Annotated in this window: 19 protein-coding genes; 2 read left to right on the forward strand and 17 right to left on the reverse strand. The window is 67.2% G+C overall.

From position 1 onward, the window contains the following. Positions 1 to 2: 2 nt before the first annotated feature. The 5 genes from ACN9M4_RS05900 to ACN9M4_RS05920 form a co-directional block, all read right to left on the reverse strand. Positions 3 to 1,010 carry an NAD(P)H-binding protein gene (locus ACN9M4_RS05900; RefSeq protein ID WP_426302621.1) on the reverse strand — a complete coding sequence of 336 codons (1,008 nt, stop codon included), beginning with the start codon at positions 1,008 to 1,010 and terminating at the stop codon, positions 3 to 5. A 14-nt stretch (positions 1,011 to 1,024) separates the two neighbouring features. Next, complete coding sequence (locus tag ACN9M4_RS05905) at positions 1,025 to 1,285, reverse strand: hypothetical protein (RefSeq protein WP_426302622.1); 261 nt, start codon at positions 1,283 to 1,285, stop codon at positions 1,025 to 1,027. A gap of 197 nt (positions 1,286 to 1,482) precedes the next feature. Then, a complete protein-coding gene (locus tag ACN9M4_RS05910; protein ID WP_426302623.1) occupies positions 1,483 to 2,496 on the reverse strand; it encodes an NAD(P)/FAD-dependent oxidoreductase in 1,014 nt (337 codons plus the stop codon). Between the two features lie 7 nt (positions 2,497 to 2,503). Then, on the reverse strand, positions 2,504 to 3,406 hold the full coding sequence (locus tag ACN9M4_RS05915; protein ID WP_426302624.1) for an alpha/beta fold hydrolase: 903 nt from the start codon (positions 3,404 to 3,406) through the stop codon (positions 2,504 to 2,506). A 57-nt stretch (positions 3,407 to 3,463) separates the two neighbouring features. Then, the gene (locus ACN9M4_RS05920; RefSeq protein WP_426302625.1) at positions 3,464 to 4,279 is read right to left on the reverse strand and encodes an oxidoreductase; all 816 of its coding nucleotides are present in this window, start codon (positions 4,277 to 4,279) and stop codon (positions 3,464 to 3,466) included. Positions 4,280 to 4,416: 137 nt separating this feature from the next. Here ACN9M4_RS05920 and ACN9M4_RS05925 point away from each other — a divergent pair, with 137 nt between their 5' ends. After that, complete coding sequence (locus ACN9M4_RS05925; protein WP_426302626.1) at positions 4,417 to 5,040, forward strand: TetR/AcrR family transcriptional regulator; 624 nt, start codon at positions 4,417 to 4,419, stop codon at positions 5,038 to 5,040. Between the two features lie 490 nt (positions 5,041 to 5,530). On the opposite strand, the gene ACN9M4_RS05930 is transcribed toward ACN9M4_RS05925, so the two are convergent. From ACN9M4_RS05930 to ACN9M4_RS05950, 5 genes are all read right to left on the reverse strand, one after another. After that, positions 5,531 to 5,635: a hypothetical protein gene (locus ACN9M4_RS05930; RefSeq protein ID WP_426303407.1), complete on the reverse strand. Its 105-nt coding sequence runs from the start codon at positions 5,633 to 5,635 to the stop codon at positions 5,531 to 5,533. Continuing rightward, the gene (locus tag ACN9M4_RS05935) at positions 5,589 to 6,188 is read right to left on the reverse strand and encodes an IS3 family transposase (RefSeq protein ID WP_426302627.1); all 600 of its coding nucleotides are present in this window, start codon (positions 6,186 to 6,188) and stop codon (positions 5,589 to 5,591) included. Before ACN9M4_RS05935 ends, ACN9M4_RS05930 begins: the two co-directional genes overlap by 47 nt. A 197-nt stretch (positions 6,189 to 6,385) precedes the next feature. Continuing rightward, complete coding sequence (locus tag ACN9M4_RS05940; protein ID WP_426302628.1) at positions 6,386 to 6,613, reverse strand: hypothetical protein; 228 nt, start codon at positions 6,611 to 6,613, stop codon at positions 6,386 to 6,388. Positions 6,614 to 6,666: 53 nt separating this feature from the next. After that, positions 6,667 to 7,359: a deoxyribose-phosphate aldolase gene (gene deoC, locus ACN9M4_RS05945; protein WP_426302629.1), complete on the reverse strand. Its 693-nt coding sequence runs from the start codon at positions 7,357 to 7,359 to the stop codon at positions 6,667 to 6,669. A 90-nt stretch (positions 7,360 to 7,449) separates the two neighbouring features. Beyond that, positions 7,450 to 8,373 (reverse strand): FAD-dependent oxidoreductase, encoded by a 924-nt coding sequence (locus ACN9M4_RS05950; RefSeq protein WP_426302630.1) that lies wholly within the window; start codon positions 8,371 to 8,373, stop codon positions 7,450 to 7,452. A 231-nt stretch (positions 8,374 to 8,604) separates the two neighbouring features. Here ACN9M4_RS05950 and ACN9M4_RS05955 point away from each other — a divergent pair, with 231 nt between their 5' ends. After that, positions 8,605 to 9,030 (forward strand): HNH endonuclease signature motif containing protein, encoded by a 426-nt coding sequence (locus ACN9M4_RS05955; protein ID WP_426302631.1) that lies wholly within the window; start codon positions 8,605 to 8,607, stop codon positions 9,028 to 9,030. 248 nt (positions 9,031 to 9,278) lie between these two features. On the opposite strand, the gene ACN9M4_RS05960 is transcribed toward ACN9M4_RS05955, so the two are convergent. Genes ACN9M4_RS05960 through ACN9M4_RS05990 form a run of 7 tightly spaced genes read right to left on the reverse strand, consistent with a single transcriptional unit; the run spans position 9,279 to position 18,164 of the window. Further along, entirely contained in the window at positions 9,279 to 10,625 is a 1,347-nt protein-coding gene (locus ACN9M4_RS05960; protein WP_426302632.1) for a patatin-like phospholipase family protein, read from the reverse strand. Then, entirely contained in the window at positions 10,622 to 11,101 is a 480-nt protein-coding gene (locus tag ACN9M4_RS05965; RefSeq protein ID WP_426302633.1) for a hypothetical protein, read from the reverse strand. Before ACN9M4_RS05965 ends, ACN9M4_RS05960 begins: the two co-directional genes overlap by 4 nt. After that, on the reverse strand, positions 11,098 to 11,580 hold the full coding sequence (locus ACN9M4_RS05970; protein WP_426302634.1) for a hypothetical protein: 483 nt from the start codon (positions 11,578 to 11,580) through the stop codon (positions 11,098 to 11,100). Before ACN9M4_RS05970 ends, ACN9M4_RS05965 begins: the two co-directional genes overlap by 4 nt. Continuing rightward, a complete protein-coding gene (locus ACN9M4_RS05975; protein WP_426302635.1) occupies positions 11,577 to 12,530 on the reverse strand; it encodes an acetoacetate decarboxylase family protein in 954 nt (317 codons plus the stop codon). Before ACN9M4_RS05975 ends, ACN9M4_RS05970 begins: the two co-directional genes overlap by 4 nt. Continuing rightward, positions 12,527 to 13,588 (reverse strand): alpha/beta hydrolase, encoded by a 1,062-nt coding sequence (locus tag ACN9M4_RS05980; RefSeq protein WP_426302636.1) that lies wholly within the window; start codon positions 13,586 to 13,588, stop codon positions 12,527 to 12,529. The genes ACN9M4_RS05975 and ACN9M4_RS05980 overlap by 4 nt, the downstream gene beginning before the upstream one ends. Next, complete coding sequence (locus ACN9M4_RS05985; RefSeq protein ID WP_426302637.1) at positions 13,585 to 15,546, reverse strand: hypothetical protein; 1,962 nt, start codon at positions 15,544 to 15,546, stop codon at positions 13,585 to 13,587. The genes ACN9M4_RS05980 and ACN9M4_RS05985 overlap by 4 nt, the downstream gene beginning before the upstream one ends. Next, on the reverse strand, positions 15,543 to 18,164 hold the full coding sequence (locus tag ACN9M4_RS05990) for a GMC oxidoreductase (RefSeq protein ID WP_426302638.1): 2,622 nt from the start codon (positions 18,162 to 18,164) through the stop codon (positions 15,543 to 15,545). The genes ACN9M4_RS05985 and ACN9M4_RS05990 overlap by 4 nt, the downstream gene beginning before the upstream one ends. Positions 18,165 to 18,285: the final 121 nt, after the last annotated feature.

Raw genomic sequence — 18,285 nt, forward strand, 5'->3', positions numbered from 1 at the left:
GCTCAGAGGCTCGGGGCAGGCGCCAGCTGGCGCAGGTTGGTGTTGTTCTGTAGTGCCCATCGCAGGGTCCGCGGTGGGCGCCCGAGCAGTGTTTCCAGCTGGTCGGAGAGGACGCCGTACCGACCGCTGGCGATCAGCCGGGTCTGGATCCTCAGGTGCTCAGCCACGTGCCGGGCCGTAGCCGGATCGCCCAGGGACTCCTGCAGGACCGTCTCGTCGAGGAAGGCCTCGTTCCAAGCATCGAGCTCCTCAGGGAAGTAGACGATCTGGCGTCCCAGCGCGGCTGCGTAGTCCTCAGCGAAACCGTACATGTCCTTCAGCTCCGGGCCGGTGAGCTCGTAGGACTTCGAGATGTGGGGTGCGGGGTCGACCAGCATCTTCACGGACACCTCTGCCAGGTCGTGAACGGCGATGGGTGCGAGCCGCTGGTTGCCGAAGGGCAGGCGCAGCTCACCGTTGTTAAGCGGGCCCAGCTGCATCCAGGTCAGATGGGGGTTCTCGGCGAACAGGGTCGAGCGCACGTTGATGGTCGGGAGGCCGGACCACTCCAGCACCCGCTCGCAGATCCAGTGCGCCCGCTGCTGCGGTGACCAGTCCGTGACCAGTCCGCCGAGCCAAGAACGCCGCTCTTCTTCCGGTGCGGTCATCTTCTCGAGCGTCATGTATGACTGCTCGTAGTTGGACAAGTGCACGAAGGCCTCGATGTCGCCTTGGGCTCGTGCCGCCGCGGCCATCAAAGTGAGGGCGTCGGCGTAGTTCGGCTGCGGGGTCATGCTGAAGTAGATGCGCTTGACACCCTTCAGGGCGGCGGCCACGTCCGCGGGTTTAAGCAAGTCGCCGACGAAGACGTCGGCCCCGGCCTCGCGCATCGACTGCGCTCGTTCGTCGTCCCGTCGCACGAACGCGCGCACCGAGTGGCCCTGTTCGAGCAGCATGTCGACCATCAACCTGCTCACGCCGCCGATCTGACCGCCGGCGCCGGTGATCAGAATGGGATTACGTTCCGTCATTTGTGTGTTCTCCATCAGGTTGGGGGTGAGTTGTAGTCGGAGGATGGGTTCAGGTGCGCGCGGGCGTCGTTTGCAGGAACAGTTTGAGCAGTGCCAGCAGAGTCTTGGGGTGCGTCCTCGGCCGGGAATTGGCCGGCGTCCGGGATCTCGACCACGGGCGCGTCGGGGTAGCTGAGCTTGAACGCGGGGATCACGTACTCGGGCAGCAGTGCGGTGTCCCGCATCCCCACTGCCGGCAACGCCGGCAGGCCTCTCAAAGTGATGATGGCGTCCATCGGCGGAAGGCCGGGCTGAGGGCCCTGCGGGACCTGCCGGGACCTGCCGGGGGAACGCGATGGCACCGGGGGACCGCGCCGGGGTCGAGAAGGGGCTGGAGTACGCGCGGATCCAGGTCGGCGGGCGATCTCCGGTCGGGCGACGTGTTGCAAATCAATCATCAACTGGAGAGTGGGCGATTTCGACGCCGGCGCGTTCAGGCATGGGGTGTCGGACTCGGTCCAGCCGCGTGCAGGGCCGCGTCGGTGTCCGCTATGGCCAGCATCCTGTTGATGTCGGCCCCGGCCAGTGCGCCGGCCGCTGCGGAGGCCCCGACCTGGGCGGTCAGATCGGTGGCGTTGCCGGCCACCCACACCCCCGGCACCTCGGTTATGCCGGCCGTGCCGGAGGCGAAACTGCGACCCTTGTTCGGCAGGTCCTGCACGGGCAGGTGCAGACCTTCCAGGCCCTGGGCGCGGATCTGCAGCTGCGCGAGGACCGCGAGGATGCGTCGAGTCACGACCTGACCGTCGGCCAGGCGAACCCCGGCGAGGGCGCCGTCCTCGCCATTGACGACCTCGGTGACCGGGGTGTCGATGATGCGGATGCCGCGGGCGGCGAAGCGGGCGCGGTTGTCCTCGTCCAGGTCGGTGCCGTGCGTGAAGTAGGTCAGGTCCTCGGTCAGCTGACGGTACAGATACGCGTGGGCGATGGAGACCGGGCCGGTGGCGAGGATACCGATGGGTTCGTCGCGGACCTCCCAGCCGTGGCAGTACGGGCAGTGCAGCACACTGTGCCCCCAGTGCTCGGCGAGCCCGGGCACGTCCGGCAGAACGTCGGTGAGGCCGGTGGCCACGAGGATGCGGCGGGCGGTGATGCTGCGGCCGTCGGCGAGGGTGACGGTGAACCGCAAATCCCCGTCAACTGAGGGGGCGGCAGGCTCGGCCGAGACCACCTCGCCGAGGACGATGCGTCCGCCGTAGTGGCGCACGTGCTCCCGTCCACGTCGAAGGATCTCGGACGGCGGCGTGCCGTCCAGGGCGAGGAGGCCGTGCACGGCTTCCGCTGGCGCGTTGCGGGGGTAGCCGCTGTCGATCACGACGACCGAGCGGCGGGAGCGGGCGAGGATCAGAGCGCCGTTCAGTCCTGCGGCGCCGCCGCCGACCACCACCGTGTCGATAGTGCCTTCGGCCAGTTCGTCGCTCGTGAATGGAGGAGTCGTCTCAGGCATGGTTTGGTCAGCCTTTCGGGTTCTGGACGGCTGTCGGGTTGGTTTCGCCGCGAGGGTCAAGCGGGCCACTCGCTGCCCATGTCGCGATCCGTTCCGCGATCGCTTCAGGGGCTTCGATGTGCAGGAAGTGGCCGAGGTGGGGGACGACGGCGCGCACGTGCGGTGCGGCGTATCGATGCCGGTCGTCCACGTTCGGGGGGAGGATGCAGTCGTCGTCTGCGCCGTGGATGTGCAGCAGGGGCACCGTGATGGGCTGGGAGAGGCGGCGTGTAGCCGTCAGCATGCCCAGGCGAGTCATCGCCCGGTAGTACTTGAGGGGTGCGGGAAAGCTTGCTCCGAGGTGCTCGTGTAGCTCCGCTTGGAGAGCCGGGTCGAGCGTCAGGCTTGGTGACCATTGACGCCAGAGGCGGTCGATGAGGGCGAAGTCGCGGGCTCGGGCGATCATGCCGCTTCCGGGAAGCTGGAAGAAGGCCATGTACCAGCTCCGGCGTAGCTGGGCGGGGCGAGGCCGGCCGATGAATGTGAGTGGGTGGGGGATAGCGAGCGTGACTGCGCGTTTGATGCGCTCGGGTGCTGTGACGGTGGTGTCGTAGGTGATCAGAGCACCCCAGTCGTGGCCAATGAGGTCCACCGGGCACTGGGGAGACCACTGGTCGATCAGCGCGACCACGTCGCCGGTCAAGGATGCGAAATCGAATGGACCCGCGGTCGGGGACGGGGCGTAACCGCGAAGCCAGGGCGCGAGGACGTATCGACCCTGGCGGCCGAGCTCGGCGAGGAACGCCTTCGCCGTTGGCGGGTGGTCCGGGAACCCGTGCAGGAAGATCGTCGGTTGACCTGTGGGGTCACCGCCCTGCAGAGCGTGAAAAGTGCCATGCGGCAAGTCGAAAGTGACGTGTTCGAAGTCCATATGTGTTGAACCTGTCTCAGAGGGGTCGGACGAGAGATGCTGGTGCTGGCCTTGGTGTCAGCTGGCCAGTTGGTTGAGCTTGCGGATTTGTTTGTCGAAGGTGCGCGAGGGCACGATCCGGCGCAGGAGGCTGACGCGTGCGGCCATCGAGCCGGCGGTGTACCGGAGCTTGGGGTTGGAGTCGGTGGAGGCCGCGACGATAACCTTCGCGACAACGTCCGGGTCGTCGGCGGTGCGCAAGGCGGTGGCCAGCACGTCTCGGGAGACCACCCGCTGTGCGGCGTAGATCGGCAGGGGCGAGTCGGGTGCCAGGCTGCTCGCCTCGAAACTCGTGCTTGTGTAGGCCGGCTCGACCAGCAGGATCCGGACGCCGTGCTCGCGAAGCTCGTGGTCGACGGACTCGGAGTAGCCCTCGACCGCATGCTTGGTGGCGGCGTAGATGGCAGTGAACGGGGCTGGGATCAGACCGAGTATCGAGGAGACGTTGACCACGCGGCCACTGCCCTGGGCGCGCATGTGGGGCAGCACTGCGTTTGTCATCCGCATCAGGCCGAAGACGTTGATGTCGAAGACCTCCTTGGTCTGGTTGATCGAGCTCTCCTCGCCGGCGCCGACTGCGCCCACACCTGCGTTGTTGACCAGGACGTCGATTCGACCGAACCGTTCGATCACCTCCCCGACCAAGGAGCGGACCGACTCGTCGCTGGCCACGTCGAGATCAAGGAACTTCACTCCGGCGAGCGGCTCCGCGTTCGCCGCGTTGCGACTCGTGCCGACCACCGCGAAGCCGGCGTCCACGAGGGCGCGAGCTGCTGCCCGCCCGATTCCTGAGGAAGCACCCGTCACGAGAGCCACTGGGGGAGATGTCTGCATGTTGGTTCCTTCGGCTATAGGCGGGACTTCGCCGCGCCAGATGTGGGTCGTCAGCCGTTTGTGTACTGAACAGTAAAAAACGTAGGTGATTCTGTACTGATTTGTCAATTACCGCCGTTCTGCTCTACCTTGTATGTATGGCGAGACCACGAACCTTCGACCGCGACCACGTTCTCCATGCCGCCGAGCGGCAATTTCGCGAGTCGGGCTACAACGGCACGAGCGTCGACGACATCAGCGCAGCCACCGGCCTAGGCCGCGGCAGTCTCTATGCCGCTTTCGACGGTAAACACGGTGTGCTGGTGCAAGCGATGGCCGGATACTTCGACCGGTTGGGAAACGTTCCGGCGAAGGTGCTCGCCGGCCCGGACGAGGGCGCACTCGAGCGCCTCCACGGCTATCTGCTCCGCGCCGTCCACGGGGTGCCTCTTGCCGACGATGTGCCCCCAGCTTCCGACCGGGCGGCGGCTGCTTGCTTCGCGGGCAAGATGGCTCTGGAGATCGGCGCCTCCGACGCCGAGGTGCAGCGCATTGCTGCCGAGTGTTTCTCTGTGCTCGTGATGGCGGTGGCCGAGTGTGTGCGCGCAGCGCAGCGCAACGGAGACATCGGCCCGGACGCGGATGCTGAAGATCTTGCATACCTCTTGCTAACCGTTATCCGCGGGACCGACGTCGTCGGTGCGTACGGCCACAGTCCTGCCCGCTTGACCCAGATTGCCGAGAGCGCATTCGCGTTGCTGCCGCGCGGGAGCCGCCGGTGAGGAGGGCGCAGCCGAGCGGCTGAAAGCAATCCGGCGTTATACCAGCGGATGTATTCGTGCAGCGCTGCCGCCAGTGCCTCAGTGCTGAGGATGGACACGGTGGAATATCTTCCCTGAGGTGTCCAAAGACCGCACCCGAGCGGACGCTTAGCTATCTGCGGATGCTCCAGGACACGCCGTCACCGCACCCCAGGCACGAAGAAAGCAGCTGCGATGGCAGGAAATGATGGTCCGGGAGATCACACGGCGACTCGGGGCCAGTCCTGACCAGCCGGAGGATCCCAGGCCAAATGCTCTGGTCACTGCCGCCCTCGTATGTGGCGTCCGATCTAGCGGATCGCTTCGGTGAAGGTGCCATCAGTGGCTGATGATGCCGTCAACCACCCGGCGATCGCCCCGGAAAGGACGACCCCGTCCAGCAGACGACGGCAGCAACGGCTGAATGCGGACCCACTGCCCATCAGCCGAAACAGGAGTACGCGACACCCCTTCAAGCATTCCGGACAGACACACCGGAATGAGGAGACATGCTTAAGGCCGCCAGGGCCTTAACGCGGTATTGAACGGGGCTTAGGCCGTTGAGCTTGGTGGAGATTCTTTCGGTGTTGTACCAATTCGATGTAGTCGTGCAGTGCGGCCGTCAGTGCGTCGGCGTTGAGGAATCGGACGCGGTTGAAGAGCTCTTCTTTGAGGTGCCCGAAGAAGTTCTCCATGACGGCGTTGTCGTAGCAGTTGGCTTTGCGGGACATCGATTGGACCGCGCCGGCGTTCTGCAGAAGTAGGCGCCAGAGCCTGTGCTGGTATTGGAATCCCTGGTCGGAGTGCACGAGTGGTTTCTGCCCGTCCTTCAAGGCGGCTAAAGCCTCGCGCAGCGAGGCATTAGCCAGCTCCAGATTAGGAGAGCTTCCCATGGCGTAGGAGATGATCTGCCGGTCGAAGAGGTCCATGACCGGCGAAAGGTAGAGCTTCTGGTCACCTACGCTGAACTCGGTCACATCGGTAACCCACTTCTCATTCGGGGAATCCGCGTTGAATTGGCGTTTCAGTAGATTCGGCGCAACAACGCCCTGCTCGCCCTGGTAAGAGCTGTAGCGCTTTTTCCTCCGGACCTTGCAGACCAGCCGCAGCGAACGCATCAGCTTTGGCACCTCTACCTACTCCGAGTCGGGTCGCTACCGCCCAAGCACCCCAACCCGTTTTGAACAACGCTACCGCGGCCTCGCGCTGCTCCTCGGACAAGGAACTTCCTCCATGCATGAACTGCTCCCCGAAAGTCAGAACTGATTTCTCAGTCCAACTTTCGGGGAGCAGTTCAAATTGCCCGGGCCATCCCTTTGTTGGCTGTTTAGTTTTCGCCGGCCGAGTCGGAGCGGCCCAGGATGGTCTGCGGAATCCAGAAGGCCAGGGCGAACAGGCCGAGGCAGACGGCCATCGGCCACGGGTTGTCCAAGGTCAGGAAGGACAGCGAGTAGATGGCGCCGAGGAACATCACGATGATGACCAGGAACAGCACCAGGCTCTGGGCCAAGTTGTTCTCTTTTTCAATCGGCTTGCTGCCAGCGTGCTGGGACATTCTTTCCTCCTCGGCCCCGCGGGGCTCAAATTCCATGGCGGCTGCCGGGCCGGTCAGTAAGCGGATGAACCCTGTTCACCCTTGACGATGGCAATTCCGGAGCTCGCGCCAATACGTGTTGCACCAGCAGCAATCATAGCCTGTGCGTCGGCCAGGGAACGCACCCCGCCCGAGGCCTTGACGCCGATATCCGGGCCCACGGTCTTGCGCATCAGGGCCACGTCCTCCACCGTGGCACCGCCGCCGTTGAAGCCGGTGGAGGTTTTGACGAAGTCGGCCCCGGCTTCCACCGCGGCCTCACAGGCCAGTACCTTTTGTGCGTCGCTCAGCAGCGCCGTCTCGATGATGACCTTCAGGATTGCCTCGCCGGCGTGCACGGCCTCCCCGACGGCGGTGATGTCATCCACCAGCGCGCCCTTGTCGTCGGCCCGGGCCGCCGCGATGTCGATCACCATGTCGATTTCCTCCGCGCCGTCCAGCACCGCGCCGCGGGCTTCGAACGCCTTGACGTCGCTGGGCGTGGCGCCCAGCGGGAAGCCCACCACTGAACAGGTCAGCACGCCGGAGCCCCTGAGGGCCTTGGAAACCGTCTTGACCCAGATCGGGTTCACGCAGACCGATTTGAAGCCGTATTCCACGGCTTCGGCACAGACCTTGCGGACTTCGGCCTCGCTCGCCTCGGGTTTGAGGAGGGTGTGGTCGATGTAGGAGGCAATGCTTGCTGCGGTAGCGGCGTCGTTGCTCATGGCAGTCCTTCCGTGGCGGGCCGGGTGGCCGCTTGGTGGCTCGTCAAAGCACCATCTTGCCACAGCATCCCGGGCCCGCCGGCGGGGGTGTCAGGCCGCCTCCGTGACCCGCATTCCGGACGGTGCCGGCCGTCCCGCATCCGCGGCCAAATACGCGGGTTCTGCTGATTGCGAGGCCTCTGCCAGATGTCCGGCGCAGCGGGCGGCCGCTTCCTTGGCGGAGAGGAGCAGCCCCAGCCGCAGGCCGTCGCGGGCTGCGGCGTCGCCGATCGCCCGGATGCCCGGCACGGAAGTTTCGAATCCGTCGCCCACCAGGATGCCGCCGTCGGGAGTTGTCTTCAAACCGGCGCTTTCGGCGAGGCTCGTGCGCGGCGACCGTTCCTCCGCCAGGACCACGAGGTCGCCGTTCATGATGCTTCCGTCGTCGAAGACGATCCCGGCGGCAGCCCTGCCGGAGACAGGGGAGGAGACGACGGCGGCCGGGCGCAACGTAGTGCGGACCGGACGGACGCCGCACGCCCGCAGGACCGCCTCGGCCTGGCCCGCGGACGGTCCCGTGCCTACCAGGATGCCCAGCGGCCGGCGGCCGAGGGCAGCGGCGATCTCCTTGACGTCGGCGCCGAGGCGTTCGGCGTCGTCGATCGTGGAGTAGGCAAGGGCGTGTTCGGCGCCGTGCACCGGGGGCAGGACGGGTGCCGAGCCGGTGGCGATGACCAGTTGGTCGTAGGAGAACTCAAGGCCCTCCGTGGTGGTCACCTTCCGGTTCGCTGCGTCGATGAAGCTGGCAGCTTGGCCGAAACGCACGGAGACCTTGGAGTGCGCGGCGGCCTCCATCAGCCCTTCGGGGCACTCGTCGCGGTTGCTCAGCACGGTGATCCGGCCGGCGAACGGCGGGGCGGGGTAGCCCAGACTGCTTCGCTGCACCGAACTTTCCAGGCCGGTCAGGTGGCGGAGGAGGGCCTGGGCGGCGGGCCCGGCTCCTGCGATGACGAGGTGGGTTGAGGTCTCCGGCATGGCGGGTCCTTTCGCTTCGTGGGCGGGTGTTTCCGAGCGGAGCTCAGGTGGTGGTTCGCGGTTGCCTTCAGCCTAGGAGTGCGCTTTTTCGGGAGTGTTTCCCGGGGGTTGCAGTTTTTCGTGGTCCCGTTCCCTGACTGTTACTGGGCGGTAATGAGGTGGGTCACACGCGGGTGGTGGGGCGATAGCCCAGGTCGAATTCGCCGACGCCTTGTGTGGCTTCCAGGCGCCGTGGAAAGGGAATCCGCGGCGAACGACATCGTCGGCCTGCGCAAGGACTTCATCGAAGAACAGTGGTCCAGCTCCGTGCTGGCCGTGGACCGGCACCGGCCGAACGAGGACCTGCACCGTTTGCTCAGGGCCCGCGATTCACGCTGCCCCTTCCCCGGCTGCGGTATCCAGGCCCGCGAACTGGACCTCGACCACACCCGCGATGCCGCCCTCGGCGGTCCCACGGACGCCGGCAACCTCGCCGGGCTGTACCGGCGCCACCACCTGCTCAAGCACCATTCACGCCGGACGGTCCGGCAGACCGGGGCCGGGGTCCTGGAATGGACCAGTCCCACAGGCCGGAAATACACCGACCAACCCCCAACACCCACCAGCCACCGAACCACAGCCCGGCCGCCCCGCCAACCCGACCCGCCACCCTTCTGACGCCATGCCGCCCAAGGGTGCACAGCGCCAGTCCCCCCAGTGCGGTCCAACCGGGGAACGGTCCAACCGGGGAACGGTCCTACCGGGGAACAGCTCAGCCCGGAAGCGGGGTCACTCGCCGCCGTACCTTCTCACGCGCAGCGGGTGCTATTCCGCAACTCGGACCGCCCCGCTACCCCCGTCCGCCCCGTTACCCGCGTCCGCCCTGGTACCCGCGGAGCCGCGCGCTACCGGTAACCCCACCCGCCTCAGTACCGCTCAAGCAACTCCCGCAACCCGTTGCCGATGAAGCCCGCCGCCGCGGAGGCCCGGTCCAGGAATCCGTGCGAGCCCACCGGCTCCACCGAAGCGATCAACGCGGCGGCGTCGCCCAGGGCCATCCGGAGCTCGGCTGCCGGGAATCCTTCCAGCTCCAGCACGGCGCTGCGGGAGTCGGTCCACGCGTCCGGTCCGGGGTCGTCGTGGAAGGTGCGGGTGACCGTCAGCTTGTGCCAGCCGCCGTCGAGCAGTACCTCCGCGCGGTAACGCAACATGTCTCCGGACGCCTCTACCCGCCCGCCGGCCAGGAAGCGCCGGGCACCGAACCGCCCGGAATCCAGGAACCCGGACAGCCGGGCCCCTGGGGCACCATCGGAAGGCATTTCAACGACGGCGGTAAAGTCCACTTCCTGCCCGTCAAGGCTGCCGCGGAGCCGGTCCGTGTACCGGACACCGGGGGCCGGCTCGCTCATGGCGGTGCAGCGTTCGTCCTTCGGCACGCCCTCTGACGAACGGGTAGCCAGATACTGCCGGGCATCCCGGTAACCCATGGCCACGAGCGCGTCGGCGCTGATCCGGCCGAGGTAGAACTCAGGGTCCAGCGGCAGCGGGTGCTCCGGCCGGATGACGTGCAGCACGAACTCGCGGCCGGCGGCCCTGGCGCCGTCGAAATCGGCCAGCAGTGCCCCCATGGCACTCATCTCGATCATGTGCACGTACTGCTCCAGCGGCCCCTCGCCCCAATAAGGGGAGTTGCCGATGCACCAGATGAGCCACACTTCTTCGGCTCCGCGCCGCAACGCCTCCCGCACGTTGGCGTCCCGGACCCACACGGCATCGGTCCAGACTTTACCGTCGCGTCGCAGCGGGGTCAGGAAAATCGGCAGGGACATTCCAGCGGCCATCAGTTCGGCGTCGATTTCCGTGGCGTCGATCGCGTGGCACCGCTTGCCGGTGAACTCCACCACGTTGAAGGAACCCCCGACGGCGCCCGGTTCCGTTGCGCGGCTGCGGATGGTTCCGGCGTCGATCCCCAGGGCCGGGAAGACCTTGTTGAGCAGGCCGTCCGCGTCGCCGAGCGCCGGGAGGGACCACGGGCCCTTGAGGTAGTCGCCGAACGGCAGGGCCGAACCGAAGTCCTTGACGTCCACCACGGACCAGCGGGCGCACATCTCCTCCGGCCCGATCCCGGACAGCAGCATGCCCGCCGTCAGGATACCGCCGGAAGTGCCGTCCACATGGCTGAATTCCAGGCCTTCCTCGGCCAAGGCCCGCACCACGCCGGCCTGCCAGGCCACACGCATCCCGCCGCCGGCCAGCACCAGGGAACGATTCATTCCAGTCCTTCCTTTTCCCGCCCATACAGGCCCCGCCAGTAGACCCCGCGCCAATAGACAAAGCACAGCACCGCGGTCGCGAGGTCGAAGATGGCGACCGCCAGCGCCGCTGGAGCGAATACCCCGCTCAGGACGCCGAGCCCGACGGCGGCAAACGCCCCGGATTTCTGGATGCCGGCCCAGAAGATGACCTCCGGGGAGGCGTCGCGCTTGAGCAGGGTGTGCAGGAGCAAACCGCCCACCACGATCATGAACATGCCCACCGTGCCGAACAGTTGCAGGGCGAGCGGCGTCGGCTCGGCGCCCAGCAGGGGCAGGATGAGCCCTCCAAAGGGGATTTCCGCGACCCCGGTCAGCGCGGTGATGGCAGCCAGGATGACGAGCACCGCGCGCAAGGGGTCGGCGGCGGCCCAGGCAGCCGGGCCGGTTTTCGCAGTGCCGTTCCCAGTGCCGTTTTCCGTTGGGCCGGTTTTCACAGGTAGGACTCCAGCAGCCGGCCGCGGTCCACGATCAGCCAGACCATGGCAAGCCACACGAGGGTGGAGACGTAGAAGCGGATGTCGTTGAGGAACATCCAGCGCCGCAGCAGGGTGCGCAGTTCGGCGTCATCCTTGAAGTCCCCGCCACGGATGCGCACGTTGATGGGGATGATGATGCCCTGCCCCACCACGGTCAGGGTAATGATGCCGAGCAGGCAGAGGGCGGCGGGAATGACGCGGATGCTGCCCCATTCGCTCCAGACGAGGATGGCGCCGGAGATGAACATGGGCGGCACCACCACGGTGAAGAACTTGGTGGCCTGCCTGGTGGGGATCCCGAAGTGCATGTCCACGTTGCCGCGTTCCAGCGACTCCCAGGTGGGGTAGAGGAACCACTTCAGCACCCACATCGTGCCGACGTACATGGTGGCGCCGAAGAGGAAGTACAGGACATTCAGGAGCAGCAGCCAGTTCACGACGAGGCCTTGACGTTCCCGGGGATCCGGCTGCGGTCCGGCGGTTCCAGCCACTCCTGGCCCTGGCCCAGCCCCACCACGCTGTCCATCATTTCGCCGCCGCGCAGGGCCGCGGCTTCCGCTTCGCTCGGTGCGGTGAGGAACCACGCTTCGTAGTGGTCATCCAGCACGCCGTGGGCTTCGGGCAGCCAGGCCGTGAAGACCGGTTTCTCCGCCACCTGCAGGGTCTTGAGGAGCGCGACGCCGGGTGCGTCACCCAGGATGAGCCGGGCCTTTGCCGCCTTGCCGAGCGCGAGATCCCCGGTGGCCTCGAAATAGATGTTCGATTTCCAGAGCATGCCCCTGAAGGCGCAGTAGTTCGAGGCGGCGAGTTTCAGCGGCAAGCCGGCCGGCTCGGGGCGTTCGATTTCCACGAAGCATGCCAGCACCCCGTCCTTGTCGTACTGGGCCGACACGGTGGAATCGGTCACCACGAAGTCCAGGTTGGCCTGGTGCTTGGGCATGCCCCAGATGCCCTTGCCGCCTTTGACCGAGATTTCCGTGCTGACCGGCAGGTCCACCACGAACTGGCCCAGGCCGAAGGTTTTCTGGAAGAGCAGGGGCAGCAGCGGAGGCACCGGCCGCCTGCCATGGGTGATGGCGATGGCCAGGGAATACTCGATGTACTTGCCGATGTCCGTGGATTTGTAGTTCACCACGGTGACCACCAGCAGGCCCTTGCCGCCCAGGCTGAAGGGGCGCATCTCTTCACCGGGCAACAGAGCCGCCGCGGCGCGCTTGTTGATGGGGAAGGCCGCCATCAGCACGGGCGAATCGTCCGAGTTGACCGGCATGGAATAGGGGATGCCGTCCGCCCGGGCAAACCGTCCGCGCAGCTCGTTCTGGCGCCGTGGCAGGGGAGAGGGCATGAGCCGGAGGAGCCCGGCCAGCAGCCCATTGAGCTTGTTCATGAGTCGAGCTCCTTGCCTGAGTTCAATTCCTTGACGATGATCGGGAAAGTGTCCCGCCAGGCGTGGGCCCCGAAGAAGACGTCCAGGTGGCCGTAGCCGGGGATGAGATGGAGCGCGTCCTTGCCGGGGCGGTGCCGCTGGAAGAACCGGAAGGTGCGCTCCTGGCTCTCGGGCAGGAAGCAACGGTTGTCCTGCCCGGCAAGGAACACGAAACGGGCATCGGTCCGGGGTGCCTGGGCCTCGTAGTTGTCCGGGAGTTCCGGGTGCGATCCGGCGGCCACCATGTGCCCGGCGCGGATGCTGCGCCCCATCTCCTCGAAGAAGCTCACCGGGACCTCGGCGAACTCACCCTTGATCCATTCGTGGGTGGTCTCGTCGAGGTTCTCATGCGACCACAACGCCGGCCTGCCGCTGCCGTAGGTGAAGCTGACCAACTTGCACACCGTGTTGTCGCATTCGTGGTGGGTGGCCCTGACCAGGGAGCGCACGAAACGCGTGAAGTAGCCGTTGGAGCGGTTGCCCCAGGCCGGGGAAAGGTAGGGGGTGAAGGCCTTCACGATCGGGGTGAAGTGGTCGATCTTGAAGCGGGAGAACGCGGGGACCACGGGATGCAGGGACACCGCGTTGGAGATCACCGTGTCCACCCGGGGCAGCAGACCCGCCGCAGCGGACATACTGAACGAGGTGGAGCCCTGGCAGTGCACCACGGCCTTGAGCGTGTCCGCTCCGGTGGCCTGCAGGATGTGCTCGACGGCGGCGGGATGGTCGTGCACGGCGGCGTCGCCGAGCGTCCAGGACAGCGGGTCCAGGTCGATCGAGGCGCGCCAGTTCAGCATCCAGACGTCCCAGCCGTCCTCCAGCAGCACGTCCACCAGGGTGGTGGGGATGGGCGGGCGGAACAGTTCGGCACGGACCCCGGAGCCGTGCACCAGCAGCACCGGACCCTTGGCCGGTTCAACGGGGGACGTCACGTGCACCAGGTTCAGCGGGACGCCGTCGCCGGCCGGGAACGGAATGACCTCGCTGCGGTGTTCTGCCCGGGTGATGGTCATGGTCATGGTTGGCTTCTTTCCCGCTGGACGGTCGGCTGGATGGTGATGGGTTGTTCAAGGAGCCGGACGGTCGGCAAGCCTCCGGACGGGCCTGAGCCTCCGGACGGAACGGGCCGGACGCCGTCGTGCGTGTCTTCCAGGTCCCAGTCCCGGCACACGGTCTCCACCAGGAGGGGGTGGACGGTGAGGCTGCCGTCCGGATCAAGGTGCATCCGCAGGAAGCCCTTGTGGTCCTCCACGGCCTGGCCGGACATCTTCCACGAAGCCACCTCCCCGCCGGGCGTGCGCAGGATGTACAGTGCGAAGGCCTCGCTACCCAGGACCCAGCCGGAAACGAAGACGACGCCTAGTACCAGCAACGCACCAGGCCCGGAGGGAAGCGGAAGCAAGGCAGCCAGGACGGCCAGGCTGATGCCCGCGCCCAGGGCAATGAACTGGTAGAGGACACCGCGGAGCAGGGTCAGCAGCCCGCCCCGGCCTCGGAGCAGGCGCGTTCTGCCAAAGAGCTTCCAGAAAACCACCAGCAGTCCCAGGGCGAGCAGCGGGCACAGGACGCCGAAGAACAGCGCCCGGGGCAGGCCCACCGTATCGATTGCGGCCATGAGCGGGCGGCCCCGGCCGCTGCTGTAGACCACCCAGCCGGCCAGGAAGAACACCGCGTGGACGAGGCCCAGCAAGGGGCCGAAGCCCGGGTTCCGGGCCGGGAGCCAGTACTGCGAGAAAGGGTTGGCGAGGCGGAGTCCGAGCAGCCGGCTGGTGTCGCTGGCGGGATGGCTCCCCGGGGCGCGGACGAAGCGGCGCCCCGTTCCGGGATCCGCCCGCCTCCGCGCCGCAGAAGGGGCGGCGGCGGACACTGAGCGCTCGCGGACAGGCTGCGGAAGCCGCAGCTCCTGGGGCAGCCAGTGGGTGTCGGATAGGTACGCCCCGCCCAGCCCGCAGGTGATCAGCTGGACCGGGGTGCCGCCGTCGGGATCCGATTCCGCATAGCGCGAGTAGTGGTGCAGGTCCCCGCTCAGCCAGAGCCGCACGGTGGCGCCGGTGTCTTCGAAGAGCCCGGTCTGCGGGTTGAAGCGGCGGCGCAGGTAATCCTGTTCGAAGAAGTCCGCCTGCTGGAAGGCCCGGTCCCCGGCGGCTTCCGAGTAGACCCACGACGGCGAGGCCAGGCAGAGGATGATCGAGTCGCCCGGAACGAGCCGGCTGCTGACGTTGCGGTAGAAGTACTCCAGTTGGGGCTCATCGATGTACTGGCCCAGCTGGCTGTCCAGGCCCAGGAGCCACCAGCCGGGTGTGTCTTCACTGCCGCTAAGCCGCACCGCGAAATAGCTGCGGTTCTGCACCGTGCGCCAGGACCCGATACTGCGCTGGCGGGTGAAGACCCGGATGAACGAGGTGAGGCCGTCGTACCAGTCGTGGTTGCCGGGCAAGGCCAGAAGGATGTTCGCAGGCGGGCAGCTTGTTGGCGGCGGACTGCTTCCCGGGCCAACGGGGAAGGCCGCGCGGTACGGACCCACCATGCGGTCCTCGTAGCGGCCCGGGGACGCAACCGGATAGACCTCGTCCCCGCCAAGCACCAGGATGTTCCCGCGTTTGAGTTCGGTCCCGTCCACCGTCAGCTGCTCTTGTGCGAGAAGCAGGGCAACGGTGTACGTGGCGTCGAAGCCGTCGCCCAGGTCCGCGGTGAAGTCCAGCCACAACCCGTCCTTGGCCAAGGTGCGCAGTTCCGGCAGCCCGCGCTCCACGGGCGGCTGAGCCGCCTGGCCAGGGAGCGGGAGGCGGGCCAGCTCGAGTGGCGTGCCGGGAAGCCCTGCCTCCAGTTCGCGCTTGTCGCCGAAGTCCGCGAAAACCGTGGCGGTCATGACCTTCAGGGCGGTGCGGCCCAGGGCGATCGGTGCAAGCCAGCGCACCGCTTCCCGTGGCGTGAAGCCCAGGTCCTTGCTGTGCAGTGCGAGCTCTTTGCGCTTCATCGCCGTGCGCGGTTGCCGTAGACCCGCCAGAGCTCGCCGAGGAAGAAGTTCCCGAACGTGGCCAGGGCCGGCAGCGGATCCGGGCCGACAGCCCGGAAGGTGGTCAGCTGCCGGGCGAAGTCCAGCGGGCGGATGCGCAGGATCCCCGCCCCGGCGACGGCGGCCGCGTCCGGGGTCTCCCACTCGGCCGACGGCGGTTGGCCAGGATCCGGGGGCGGCACGTGCCCGCGCACGATCGTGGCGTACAGGGTGGTGGTGTCCGGCCAGGAATCCAGGCCGGCCTCATTGCGGATGAGCTTGAAGCCGGTGAAGGTGAGCGGGGTCCCGCCGGGGTCGCGTAGCCACAGGCGGTAGAGCATGCGCCGGGCGGGCCGGCCGTCCGGGGACGCGTCCACCACGAACTGCTTGAACCAGCCCTGTTCCACCGGCATCTTGCCGCCGAAGCGGTCCGCCAGGACATAGCCTTCAGCTCTGGCCTGGTGCAGGGGGTCGTCCACGAAGGCGTCGATGTCCGGGGCCGTGATGGTCAGCTCGAACATGATCCGGCGGTCCCGATCCCGGCCCAAGCTGAGGCCCTTAGCCGGATCGCTCTGCCCGGGGCTGAACCAGCCGTGCATCTGTTCAGTGAAACTGACCGACGTTGCATCCGTCTTTGCCATGGTCGGCGAACCAAGTCCGCGCGTTGCTGCCGGCCCTGCCAGGGCAGGGCGTTCGGCTTTGGCGGCCTTTCCCTTCGTGGCATCCGGGGCCAGGACCCGCAGCGATTCGGCAGGGGACTCGACGACGGCGCCCGGCGCCTGTGGTGTGCGCAGCACTGTTTCCGCGGCGATGCCGCGGGCAGTGGAGGGGGCGCCTTCCAGCAGGCGCCGGCAGGCGCGCTCGGCGAACGCCGCGATGGTCAGGGAAGGGTTGGCCCCCACCGGCCCCGGCATGGCCGCCCCGTCCACCACGAACATTCCGGGATAGCCGAATACTTCGCCGTAGGAATCGCAGACGCCCTCGGCGGGGTTGCGGCCGGCCGGGGCGCCGCCGATGGGGTGCACCGTGATGACCCGTTTGGCCCACCAGAGCGGATTGTCCACGAAGTCCCCGCCGAGTTCGCCGGCGATGTCCGCCATGGTCTTGCGCACCCTGCCGAAGTAGCCCGCGGAGGTGGCGAGCGTCCAGTTCACCGCAAGCCTGCCGTCCTGCAGGCTCAGCACGCCGTCGGGGATGTCCCGGCCCATGCCCAACAGGGGCAGCGAACTGGCGGAGAGGCTGCCGTCTCCCAGCGCCGCGGCGAGATCGGCCGAGACATTGGAGCGGCGGGCTTCGAAGAGCCGGTCCTTGAGCAGTTGGCCGGCCACGCGGGCCGTGCGGCGCACCACCTGGCCGAGCTGGCCGGTTTCGATCAGCCAGTTCATGAAGGCGGGGTAGCCGGCGTCCTCCACGTAGTAGCCGCGGCCGGTGCCGCCGTCTGCGGTGTCCGGCACCCGGATGGCCGTGGTGATGACGGGCCCGCGGCTTCCGGAGAGGGTGCGGGTTGCGGGGACCTTGCCGCCTTTGTGCGTCTTGGCACCCATGATGAAGGTCAGCAGGTCGCCGTTTCCGCTGAAGCGGCTGCCGAGCGTTTCGCTGAGCCCCGGTAGGGAGGCACGGTTGCGCAGCAGCAGGAAGTTGCTGCCGAAGGTGCCGGCGCCGATGACGAGGTTCCGGCAGTGGATGATCCGTTCGTGCAGGGGAGCGTCGGGGTTCTCCGGATCGTGGACCACGTATCGGACCTCGTAGCCGTTCCCGGAACGCCCCGACCTGCCGTTGCCGGAACTGCCGTTGCCGGAACTGCCGAGTGGCCTGATGCCGCGCACATCGTGGAACGTCCGCAGATCCGCCCCTGCCTTCTTCGCCTTGGAGAGGTAGTTGTGGTCCAGGGTGTTCTTGGCTCCGGAGTTGCAGCCAAGGTCGCACTCGCCGCAGAGGGTACAGGTGGTCCGTACGGCGCGCTCGCCGTGGACGCTGCCATATGGCGCGGCGGACAAGGGCTGGTTGGTGCCCGGCTCCGCGCCAGGCGCTGTGGCGAAGGTGACGGCGATCGGCGGCCTGCTGATGGATAGGCCCAGGGCGGCGGCGCTGGCTTCCATCGCCAGGGTCTTGGCCGTGTCCTTGTATGGATACGGGACGGGCTGCAGCATGGCCTCGGCGTCCTCGTAAAACGGCTCCAGGTCTTCGTAGCTGAACGGCCAGTTCTCGTAGCCGCCGCCGGGAACCGGGGACTCCTTGACGAACCACTTGGGATCCTTGCGCAGCAGCACGTTGGCGTAGATCAAGGACCCGCCGCCCAGCCCGCTGGAGACCAGGCCTTCCATGCCGCGGAAGGTCCAGGCATCGAACAAGCCGTAGAGCCCGCGGTCCGGGTCCCAGAAATTGCGGCCCATTTCCGCCGGGCTCCGTGCGAAGCTGCCGGGCGGGTAGACCTTCCCGCGTTCCATGAGCACCACGGATTTGCCGGCTTCCGCCAGGCGCAGGGCCGCCACGGAACCGCCGAATCCGGAGCCGACTACAACGGCGTCCACGGTCTCGGGCGGCCCGCCGGGAGCAGATCCGGAAGGGTCGTCCTGTTGATACTTGCCCGGCAGGGTCATGGCCGTTCCTTAGGAGCAGCTGCGGAATATAGCGACATGTTCCCACCGGCCACGCAATCTGTCCATGCCTTGGAGTAATTGCGGCGGCTCCGCTGCACCAACCCGGAAGCCGGGCTGCGCC

The organism is Arthrobacter sp. R-11 (assembly GCF_049913155.1).
Classification (GTDB): Bacteria; Actinomycetota; Actinomycetes; order Actinomycetales; family Micrococcaceae; genus Arthrobacter.